This is a genomic window from Pelorhabdus rhamnosifermentans (assembly GCF_018835585.1).
GTDB classification, from domain to species: Bacteria; Bacillota; Negativicutes; order UMGS1260; family UMGS1260; genus Pelorhabdus; species Pelorhabdus rhamnosifermentans.
Genome location: NZ_JAHGVE010000034.1, coordinates 25,003 through 35,842, shown reverse-complemented (window position 1 = coordinate 35,842; position 10,840 = coordinate 25,003). Strand labels below are relative to the sequence as shown.

Genomic DNA, 10,840 nt, shown 5'->3' with positions numbered 1-10,840 from the left:
CCTTCACGGCCTGCCAATCTACTGTGCCGTTGTTTTCTGATACGTCAATACCTTTCATTATTCGAACCAACTCCTTTAATAGGTAATTCTCCCTTGGGAGTATTCCAAGGGCTACTATCAACTAGGTATTTTATAAATGCTAAGAACCCGGCACTCCCCACAGTTGATAAGCCAGCCCAACAACTCTGCAACTCAAAATGCGTACCAAAAAGGCCGTTAGATATATATCCAACAGCCCATAAAATTAAAACGGCCAGAAGTGCTATTATGAGCAATTCCAACCAGTGTGTTTTTATATAGTTCATCCATGGCCACCACCCGACGTTTTTGTCCAAAGTGAAGCAAAAACGTTTACTAATGTGCCTGCAATAGCTCCTAACGTTCCGGCTCCCCAGAAAATCCCGTCAATACGATGATGAGCTGACCTCGTACTTGCCCTAATATCTACGATCTCTTCACCATGCTTAACAATCGTTTTTGAGTGATCTGCAACAGTATCAATCATGTTATCCTGCTTTGTTTCAATGCTGATAAGCCGATCTAACACTTCTCTCTGAAATTTATCCTCACTCACGCCTCGCCCTCCCCTAGGCATAAAAAATAGACGCCTACGCGCCTTGTACTGCCGATAATTTAGTTTTCCATTCTGCTGACAGCTTTGTTCGAGCTGTTGCAATGCTATCTAAAGATTTACCGTTTAGCTGAGCATCTATTGCTGCATCTCTTAAAGCCGCTTGCTTCGCAGAATACTCAGCGTTAATGGCTGCGTATTTTTGCTGTGCTGTTGGCCCTGGCGGCGTATACTCAACAAGTTTTTTTGTAGTCAAATCAACTTTGCGCGTAGATTGATGCATCATCCAGTCATCGTGCTCTGCCTCAGTTAGTTCGATGTTTGGTGTAGGTATTGCCTCTTTCCCGTGAACCATGTCACAATACGGAGCATTGATTATCACGCCCGTTGTTTCGTCATAATTAAGATAATATTTCATGTCAGTATTCATCCTTTTCGCTGATTAATTTCCAATAACGTGTATAGTCGCAGAGTAATTATCAGTGTCGGCTAGATTATATATGTTTCCAGATATGCGGCTGATACTTAAACCTGTAACAGTAATTATCCCTACATTCCCCGAACAAGTAGCTGAATATCCTTTACAACTTGTCGAAAACGCTACAGGAAAAGTAATGGACCACGAGTTGCTATTACCATGGCCTATGGCTTGATATGAACCACCTGTCACCCACTGCTCGATATCCCCATTTGACCATTTGCGCCAATAATAATTTGTGCCTGAACCAGACGCGACAATTGAAGTTACTTGGTCTACCGTAGCGACTTGTTTATCATTCGAGTAGATTTCAGCAGCCCTGAACGGTCTATATACGGCGTGAGTATAATCTACTAACCTAACAGTACCATCGCTACTCATGTAAAAATCATTAGTGACAACGTCCGACATATTAAACCGGTAGCTAGGAGGATTGGCAGTAGTTCCTTTCACACTAAATATATTTGCAGTAGCACCTCGGGCTGTATCTGCATTACCGCCATTAGCAGGGGCTGAACCGGCAGTAGTTGCATAGTTTACAGATTGATTGCCGATATTGCCTGAATGTACAACGATTCTCCAGGGCGAAAAACTATTTCCATAAGACCACCAGCCGCGAAAATATAAATTATCCGAATTATATCCTCCCGCTATCTGTAAACCAACATCTATATTGTTTGCGGATATACCTGCAAGATAGGAGCCCGGCATGTTTGGTGACGATCCACCACCTGCAAACATGCCACTAATTGTACGTGTGTTAACATCAACATCACTTCTCGTACTTACACTAAAATTATATAAAACCGAAGCCGTTGCCGCATTCCCTGTACAAGCCCCTGCAGTATCCGCCTGCGTTGCAGCGGGCACCTTCCCAGTCACAAAAATTGTCGCCTTATCATTTACAGCATCTGGCGCGAAACCAATATTTGCACCTGGGACAATTTCAAACGTGTCTGTTTTGGAATCAGCTTGGATTGTGGTATCACCGACTTTTACACTACTAAACGCCATTTGGTTAACTTCGGCACCCTCGGCAATGCCAGCTAATTTATTATGTTCGGCTGCTGTTTCAAAACCATCACTTGACGACGTAGCCGCATCATGACCATGCGCCTTGGGTGCAAAATCAGCGGCTGTTTTGCCGTTCACCATTCCAGCGTTTAGATTGGTATTTTCTACGCCATTTGATACCGGGATATTTCCATTGGCATTGCCAGGTGTCAATCCTTTGAGCGTCCCGGCGTCTACAATCTGATCTTTCTTTAATCCTTCAAGATTTGTCCGCAGTTCAGTTGGTGCCGCAGACAGATACCCTGTATCCTCCGGCTTTGTTGCATCATAGGCCATATTTCACCACATCCTTTCAATTTTAATAACCCCTTGCCCGCCAATCTAATGTCCCGCCTACATCGACATTGTTGTAATTCAAGATTTGAACATTAAATCCCAATTTATCACGATTCGTTATCTGAGCGTGAACGTCTGTACCAATGGCATAGGGCGTAACTACAGGGATAATATAAAAATCCGTATCGTAAGTAATCCGAACACCACCGACCGGGACTGTTGCTGTTCCGGCTTTTTCGATATCCGGCAGGTCAATCATGACATCGAAATTATTGACTTCAGGCGTTTTGGCTGTATTCGTTGTTGACAGGTTCACCCTGAGTTCGATATAACGAAATACAAATTTTGAAGGCAAGAAATCAAGCCAAATACTCCAATTTACATTATCCTGGCTTGTCCGCATTTGCAGAACCGCCGTGGTGTCACCTTGGTACTTCACAGTACTAAGAAACTTAATACTGATATTGGCTGTGATAACCCGACCTACATCGATTTGCTCACAACTGTATACCCCGTTTGGCTGATAGGTGCCATCCTCATTTTTCTTTAGACGCAGGACTTGAAGACCACCGGTGTCCTCGAAGGCCAGTGCAGGATAATCACTCCACCGACCGCCAATGGTCTGCCAGTTGATACTGGACTGGCCAAACTCCGTATTATTGTGAGTACCGGACTTCATTTCAATTTCATCAAATGACTGGACAATATTTTTTGGTGGTAAATCGGCAACAGTTAGCTGCTGGTCAACGGCGTGAACTGAATATTTATTACTGCGGTTAATCGCCTTAATCCAATAGTGATAGATCCCGTCAAAATCGACTTTGTAAGTGTATGAATTTCCGGTTACATTGGTGGCAATAAGCTGGCCGTATTCAAATGTCCAGCCCTCTCGAATCTCAAATCCGACAACATCATGATCAACTGCCCTATCCCAATACAGCTCCACATATTCCCCATTTTGCTGAACAATGAAATTCTGGACATCCTGTGGCTCCAAGGTTGCATATAAGCTGGATGACGCTTCGTCTGAAGAGTATTTTGCTGTGTTGACCGCTTTGATCATGACTTTCACATTGCCGGAAGTATTGTCTGGCCTGAACTGATAGTTCGTGTTGCTGGTCTGTATCAGAACGGTTGCCGTTTCCCACGTCCAGCCATAACGAATTTCATAGTACATCAGGTCAATTTCAGCAATCCCGGTCCAAGTAATATTGATTAGCGACCTGTCGTTTTCATCCTGCTTCAAAATAATATTCGTTACAGGCGAAGGATTCAAATCCCATTCTGCGCCGAAACTTGCCGGATACAAACTGTATTTTCCGGCTACTGTCACGGCCTTAATCCACCAGGTATGTTGGCCTTCATCTGGTATTTTTGCATCAAAGAATGTTGCCTGCACTCTGTCACCAACGACTACACCGGAATCCCAACTAGCTCCACGCCGAATCTCAAAGTACTGAATATCCAAGCTCAATGGATTTTGCCAAGTAAGATGCACGATGGACCGGTCACTGATAGACTGTGAGCCCGTAAACTCTGTTACGTCATACGCTTCGATAAATGTAGGTATCGAAACATTAGACACGTTGGAGTAGTAGCCGGCAACAGTTTTTGCCCGGACCATAATGTTATAACTACCTGATGCGGGAATTTCCCACTCGTAGAACGTCGCCTGGATAAAATCAATATAGGTGCCCGTATCCCAATCATGGCCATAGCGCAGTTCATAACCTGCAATGTCATGACCAGGAGAAGCATCCCACTTAATTAGCAATTTACTGCGATTTAATGGTTCTTGCTTAGCGGCCAAATTTTGTGGAGCGTCTGGTCTGAGTATTACCTGCAGAATCTGCTCTGCCGCTTTAGCACTTTCCAAGCCACCTTCGTTAACGGCCTTGATCATGAATTTCATACTACCATCTGCCGTTGGCTCATAGGTATAAGTCAAAGTTTTCAAGTGCGTGATGATCGTTGCGATGTCCCAATCGTCGCCAACTTTGATGATATACTCGGCAATATCTTTTTCTGTGTTGACTTGCCATTTCATGACCAGTTTGGAACGGTCCGTATCTTGTGGCACAACAGAAAAAGCAGAGACTTGAGCAGGCCTTGGATCGAGTGCAATCGTCACGGTTGCTGGTGTCTTCGATAGATTGCCGCTGTTGTCCACGGCATAGACTGAAAAGGTAAAGTTTCGTGTCTCAGTTACTGTGTAAATATAGCGCGTGTCACTGATCGGCGTCGGTGTCAGAATATTATTGCCCTCGCGAAGCTGATAGCCTCGAAGATCAACGTCCGTAACCGCTGGCCAAGACAGGGTTACTTTTGTATTGTCTGTTGGATCAATTACTGCCGTAATACTTGGAATATCAGACGGCGGTGCATCTTTGCCTGTAATCGTTATGGGATCGGATGTAGCCCCGCTTGAAAATATTCCCAAAGACATTTTGCTCGACGACTTAATTTTAACAAGATAAGTGGCACCCGTTTTTACGTTTGGGATAATGAAAACATTTGTACTATATGTTCCGCCGTAAGCCCATGTAACGCCGTTATCATCACTGTATTCAACGATTGCACTGCCAAATAAAGACGAGTCTGGAAAGTCGCAAGTGCCAGTCATATACGAAACAATAGTACCATCTTTTTGCCGATAATAAACCTGTCCAAGCTGTATGTTTGACACATCGGGAGGCGCTTGCGTTGGATTTGGCAACTTCGTGATATTCACAACAGGGGCCACGCTTCCCTGTGCATCTGTATAGAGGGCTTCATTATATTCACGACAATAAAGCTGTATACTAATTCCTTGCGGCTCGGTCATGCCTAAAATACGGTAACGTTTGTAGGTCAATCCTTGCTCAGTCACTTGCGTAATCGGATCAAATATGCCTATAACGTCGCCTATGGTTCTGTTCAATGCTCTTTTATTGCAAGTGTATGTAATATACTCGCCGCAAGTCTGCGCCTGATTCACATAAAACCATGCGTGTTGAGATGCCTGCTTAAAGTTTGTAATACCATTCACTTCAACCGTTTTTGTAAGCGGCACCTGGTTCCTAAAAGGCCCTTTGATTGTAGCAGGCGCACCAACATTTTGCCATTCATAATCGGGATCGCGATATTTTAGAATAATTCTTTCAACATCTTCCTTTAATTCCTGCCAATCAAGCTGTATTGATTCCGTTTTCTTGACAATAAATATCTGACTAACAGGCTCCGGCTTATCAAGTAGAATACCATGTTTGCCATTCTGATAAGTACGCCAAGCCCGGAAACAAAGCAGCATATCATTAAGCCAATCTTGGCGACTTTTTTTATTGTCGAGAATGAGATTGACTGACCAACGACGGCTATTGTCAGCAGGTTGTGCGTAGGCAGCAGCATCAACAAAACTTTGTATGTCAATATTCTCAATTGGAATATTGCAACCATCAATTGAGGTCATGAAGTCCAAAACGCACCAAACGTTATCTGACCAGGCCTCATGGTAAGTTGTAGGGGTATCATAGATTCTGACTATGCGGCCTTCCCATATTGCTGTGAGATTTGGATTCCCGCTAAGCTTATCACTGGCAGTTATCGTTAAAGCAAGATAGGCATCATACTTCATGCCACCAACCATCTTGGCTTTTGCTTTTTGCGTAGTTCCTGTAACGCGGCTATCAATTTGTTGCTCCCCATCTCCCATATAAGCAGTATAAGAGCAGTTTGTTAATATGTTGTTTATTGCTAATGAAACATGTGTATTATAGCAACTTGTAGATGAAAATTTATGCATCGTTTCACAACTAATTGACAAACTGTAAGGGTTTGTTGCTTGCCAATCATTGCCTAAAGTATTAATATAGTTGACGAGTTTATCGGAATAACAATTGTAATCTTGCAGTTTAAGAACATGAATAAAATCGGTTCCTTCATAGTACTTTTTACCGGAATCTTGGGGAGCTGCTAAGATTATTTTCGTGTCTACTCCATTTGCATGCAAAAGTAATGTTCTATCGTCACCAGTTGGCCAGTTATTATTAATATCAACAAGAGCAACAGTGGCATCAGAACAAGCCGTATTGTATATATAAATGGCCGTTGTGTCGCCGCCGTTAAGTGGAATATCATTCAGACGCACATCAGACACGCCTTTATTGCATCCAAGGCCAAAGCCAACAAGACGCTGTACTGTTGTCCCTTCGCCTGATTGCCATAAGTTGTTTCCGGCGCATTTGACTTTGCCATATATGATAGGCATGACTGAATCTGAATTAGTCTGCGTCTGCAAGGTGCCGATTGAATAGGTAGGACTACTGCCGCTATTTGCCTTTTTACCAAATAATTTATTAGTTACCGCATTCATGGCATAACTTGCTGCAACGCCAACTATGGTATGCCAAACTGCGCTCCATACTGGTGCACCCACTCACTCACCCCCTTCCCCATCGAAAAACGCCGTCAAGTCGCCTGATTGCATAGCTAAATCGACAGCGCTCCATTGTTTCATCTGTCATGCAGTGTACAATCCAATCATCACCCATATAGACACCGATATGCAAAAATCCAAATGGCATACGAAAGGCCACCACATCACCCGATTTAATCTCATCGAGCTTGATGGGGCAGCCATGTTTTTTTAGTAAAGCCAAAACTGATTCGGCAAAGTACTTTCCTTCTTCAGGCCAATCGTAACGCGGAATTTCAGGGTACAGCATATAGACAGGCATCATGCAGCCGTAAGCTTTGCCCTCGTCATCAAATTTACTGTACTCCTTGCCAATGTACTGCAATAAATCTTCTGGCCTCATGATGAGCGTATAACCATTTGCATAGGTGTTGAAGGATGCCCCTGATATCTCAAAATATTGCCAAGTGCTTCACAGGTTGTCATAGTTTGGTCGCAAGGCCCATTCACATTTGTTGCTTGACAGCGACTATCACCATAAGTAAATTGGCAAATCGGACCATAATCCATGTTGGGGGCATCAATGTCATAATCAACTATATCCCGCGTTACGTTGCAGCTAAAATCACTCAGCACCATAGACAGCTTATCCATGACGCCCTCGAAGCGCCACACTGCGCCCTCTTCTAAATGATCGAGAAACACATCTTCGATCACACAGCGACAGCCTTTCAACTTTTTCCCGTTGTTGGCCATGTAAGAGGCCCATTCTTGCCACTTGTTAGTCAGTTTCAGGCTTACTTGCTCTTTATCGCCGTCAGTATTTGAGGCAATATCTCCTCGCGTGATATTCGTGGAAACATAAAGCGTTCCATCAGGCATAGTCAAATCTTTGTTATCATTGGCCACGAATCGAAAAGGCTGTCCGTTTGCTGTATTAGCCGCGTAAATTGTTACTAGCATACGGGTCATTATTTCTGATTCCTGCGCTGCCTCTTCAAGTGCGGGAGTCATGTCTTTACTCATCAGTTACCACCTCAACAATCGGCAAATCAAAAGTATTATAACCCATACTAGACACGGTGGAATCTAAATCATCCGTATCAAACCGGACAAGATACGTTTTATCGTCGCCGCCTGTGGGCCTGCCATATTTGTCAGTGCTGGAATACACCCAGTTAAAAGCCTGCCACTTGCCGCGTCGGGCAATAAAAAAAGCCTCAACGGCTGTGTAATCTTCAGAAGTTTTTTCGAATGACAAGGTCCATGTTCTACGCGAATTTGACCAAAGGGCATTTCTTTGTTCATGGGAAGTGTATTCGCTATCAACGTCAGTGCTAAAACTAATTTTTCGTTTGTGGGCGCGTACCCAGGGCGTAATAAATGTTTCTCTTGCCATTAAGCCGCCCCCTTACTTATTTTCATTATGTTGTCGCCCCCTTAATTGCATTTCGCCAAACAGTCTCATTTCTTATTGAATTTAGTATATCATTTTTTAACGATGCATTTTGAGTTTTAGCGAGTCTCATATTTTCAGCAGGGTCAAGACTTTGAAACGACTGCTGAATTGTTACTTGCGGCTGTACGAGTATGGATTGGGATTGATTATTTTGCTGCAAGGCACCTGAGGTAATATCGCTGTTCGGGATAATCGCACCATCTGTGCTTGGAGTAAATACTTCAATTCCTTTTTCACCAACAAGATAAGACTCCCCGGCTTTTACATCACCACCGCTAGCACGCGCACCTGATAGGCTAGTAATACCAAAATTAGAGGCAAAGGACGTTCCTCCACTGCTATTGCTTACCCCGAATAATCCGCCCAATAAGCTTGTGAAAATATTAGTCTCAGTATTAATTTGGAATAGCTTAGCAACGACTTTTGCAACGAAATCTTTCCACATATCTTCTAGTACATCTTGACCGGATTTTGTACCTGTGATTAGAGCCGTTATCATGGAGTTATTCGCATTAATAATAGCCTTTTGCTGTGCCGCGACTTTTTCAGTATAAGAGTCCTCTTGCTTTTCTTTTTCAAGCTCATATTTAGCGTCAAGCTGTTGCTTTTGAGTGATAAATTCTTTTTGTTTTTTTACGTCCATAGCCGAATTAGCAATTTTCTCTTGTAAATATTTATCATCATCGTCATGTTGTTTATCAAGATAATATTTTGCTTGGTCATACTCGGCTTTCATATTTGCAAACTTCGTTTGAATACTGTCGTCACCAGAAGTCTCAGACATTTTGAGGCTGTGAACGGACTTTTCTTGCTGTAAATCTAAAGCAGCCTTAGTAGAATTAGCCTCAACGTCAACTTTTTTATTTGCTTGGTCAATCAGCTTTTCATTCTCTTGATAAATTTGCACCGCTAGAGCAAGCCTATCTTTATCACTTGTAGCCAATTTTGCCTGATCTTCTAATACCTGCTTATACTGTTCTTCGGTCATTTTCCCAAGTTGAACTTTTTGACTCGCTGCCTGTATCGCATCCTGTGACATTTGCTTTTGCTGCGACTGTATTTGCTTTTCAATATCAAGCTGCATGAGCCGCTTATCTTGCTGCTCGTCGTCGCCAACAGCCATATCAGTTACATATTTCTTTTGCTCTTTCAGATAATCAATATATTGCTGAGCCGTTATCTGATTAAGGTCAAGATACCCCTGCATCTCCTCTTGGGCCTTCTGAAATGAATCGCGGTTTTCTTCTAAAGCGGTTTTGGCTTTTTCTCCTGCCACTCCACTACCACTACTACCACCATCAGAAGAAGAACCGCCACCACCAAGGTCAGAAACAAACGTATTCGTAGGTGGCGTGGGCGTTTCAGTAGGCTCTGGCTTTGGTCTGTTTTCAAAAGCAATTTGCCTTTCTCTTTCCGCGTCACTCATATTAACCCAGTTGTACACTGGCACACCCATAATTGTGTTAACTACTGTCTTTTTCTGGTATTGTGTTAAACTCCCATCATCACTTTCAAGCTTTCTTACTTCAGCCGCGTTATCATAACCTTCAGCTTTATATTTTGCATTAGCATAGGCATCTAGTGCGGATATTGCGCCCCCTATTACTATAGCCAGTGTTACCCATGGGCCTGCTGCCGCAATAGTGGCCAACCTCATAACGCCTAATGCCTCTGTGACTCCGCCTATCACGCTAATAGCTTTACTGACAGCCATACTTGTTATTCCAATTTCGGCACCGATCCTAATTACCGAAAGAATATTCTGCCGAGTTTGAGGGTCCATGTTAACAAATGCTTGCGTTACATTTGAAACTTCACTTAATAAATATTGTACTTGTGGCATCAATTCTGTTCCTATTGATATACCCAGCGAAGTTAGGTTTCCTTTTGCCGCATTAACCTGCCGACTAAGATTAGCCAATGCAGGCGCTTGTTGGTCATTGAGAATCAAACCCATTGCCTGCGCTTTATCCGTAACCGCCTGTATTTGCTCCTGTGACATATTTAGCATTGTATTTAATTGTGTTCCCGATCTTCCGAAAAGTTCCATCTCAATCGCTGATTTTTGCCAACCATCGGACATACTTGCCACTTTTGTTTTTATATCTGCGAATATATCCCCCATAGGTCGCATAGCTCCTGTTGCTAGATTAACGGTAGATATGCCTAGTTTGGTGAATACATCGTCGGAAGTCTTGCCTGCGGAACTAGCTGCGATCATAGACTTACTTGCTGTGTTTATGTTCATGGCAAGTCTTGAAAACATCATAGAGGCCGTATCAGTACTAACCCCCACACTCTTTGCAACAACAAGAAACCGACTAGTATCTTCGGCGGCCATACCTGTTTGACGACTCAATTTAGTGATTGCTGTTCCCCAATTCATAGCGTTGTTAATCGCGGTCGCGGCAAACCCACCTAGCACAACGCTGACTTTTGCCATGGCTGTGCCAATAGAATCAAAACTTTTTGCAACCTTGCTACTCGTATCTGTGGACTTCTGTTCCATGGCGTTGAGTTTTTGCAGGTAATCGCTTAGGTCAGCCCTCATCTTGACGACTAAGCCACCAACCTCTGTATCTGCCATAT

Annotated in this window: 9 protein-coding genes; all 9 read right to left on the bottom strand. The window is 43.3% G+C overall.

Going from position 1 to position 10,840, the window contains the following annotated elements; translation table 11 throughout:
* Window positions 1-44: 44 nt before the first annotated feature.
* From Ga0466249_RS23420 to Ga0466249_RS23380, 9 genes are read right to left on the bottom strand one after another with little or no spacing between them, the layout of a single operon-like run.
* Entirely contained in the window at window positions 45-305 is a 261-nt protein-coding gene (locus Ga0466249_RS23420; RefSeq protein ID WP_215831920.1) for a hypothetical protein, read from the bottom strand.
* Window positions 302-574, bottom strand: a complete 273-nt coding sequence (locus Ga0466249_RS23415; protein WP_215831919.1) for a hypothetical protein — start codon at window positions 572-574, stop codon at window positions 302-304. Before Ga0466249_RS23415 ends, Ga0466249_RS23420 begins: the two co-directional genes overlap by 4 nt.
* Before the next feature lie 34 nt (window positions 575-608).
* Window positions 609-1,001: a hypothetical protein gene (locus Ga0466249_RS23410; protein WP_215831918.1), complete on the bottom strand. Its 393-nt coding sequence runs from the start codon at window positions 999-1,001 to the stop codon at window positions 609-611.
* A gap of 12 nt (window positions 1,002-1,013) precedes the next feature.
* The gene (locus tag Ga0466249_RS26830; RefSeq protein WP_246588995.1) at window positions 1,014-2,399 is read right to left on the bottom strand and encodes a hypothetical protein; all 1,386 of its coding nucleotides are present in this window, start codon (window positions 2,397-2,399) and stop codon (window positions 1,014-1,016) included.
* Window positions 2,400-2,421: 22 nt separating this feature from the next.
* Window positions 2,422-6,813 (bottom strand): phage tail protein, encoded by a 4,392-nt coding sequence (locus tag Ga0466249_RS23400; protein WP_215831917.1) that lies wholly within the window; start codon window positions 6,811-6,813, stop codon window positions 2,422-2,424.
* Between the two features lie 4 nt (window positions 6,814-6,817).
* Window positions 6,818-7,195 (bottom strand): NlpC/P60 family protein, encoded by a 378-nt coding sequence (locus tag Ga0466249_RS23395; protein WP_215831916.1) that lies wholly within the window; start codon window positions 7,193-7,195, stop codon window positions 6,818-6,820.
* Complete coding sequence (locus Ga0466249_RS23390) at window positions 7,192-7,818, bottom strand: baseplate hub domain-containing protein (protein WP_246588994.1); 627 nt, start codon at window positions 7,816-7,818, stop codon at window positions 7,192-7,194. Before Ga0466249_RS23390 ends, Ga0466249_RS23395 begins: the two co-directional genes overlap by 4 nt.
* Entirely contained in the window at window positions 7,811-8,191 is a 381-nt protein-coding gene (locus Ga0466249_RS23385) for a DUF2460 domain-containing protein (protein WP_215831915.1), read from the bottom strand. Before Ga0466249_RS23385 ends, Ga0466249_RS23390 begins: the two co-directional genes overlap by 8 nt.
* 25 nt (window positions 8,192-8,216) lie before the next feature.
* Window positions 8,217-10,838, bottom strand: coding sequence for a phage tail tape measure protein (locus Ga0466249_RS23380; RefSeq protein ID WP_215831914.1), 2,622 nt, complete (start codon window positions 10,836-10,838; stop codon window positions 8,217-8,219).
* Window positions 10,839-10,840: the final 2 nt, after the last annotated feature.

Coding starts and splice junctions, on each gene's coding strand:
- Ga0466249_RS23390 (WP_246588994.1), bottom strand. CDS start 7,818: ATGAGTAAAGACATGACTCCCGCACTTGAAGAGGCAGCGCAGGAATCA.
- Ga0466249_RS23385 (WP_215831915.1), bottom strand. CDS start 8,191: ATGGCAAGAGAAACATTTATTACGCCCTGGGTACGCGCCCACAAACGA.
- Ga0466249_RS26830 (WP_246588995.1), bottom strand. CDS start 2,399: ATGGCCTATGATGCAACAAAGCCGGAGGATACAGGGTATCTGTCTGCG.
- Ga0466249_RS23395 (WP_215831916.1), bottom strand. CDS start 7,195: ATGAGGCCAGAAGATTTATTGCAGTACATTGGCAAGGAGTACAGTAAA.
- Ga0466249_RS23380 (WP_215831914.1), bottom strand. CDS start 10,838: ATGGCAGATACAGAGGTTGGTGGCTTAGTCGTCAAGATGAGGGCTGAC.
- Ga0466249_RS23410 (WP_215831918.1), bottom strand. CDS start 1,001: ATGAATACTGACATGAAATATTATCTTAATTATGACGAAACAACGGGC.
- Ga0466249_RS23420 (WP_215831920.1), bottom strand. CDS start 305: ATGAACTATATAAAAACACACTGGTTGGAATTGCTCATAATAGCACTT.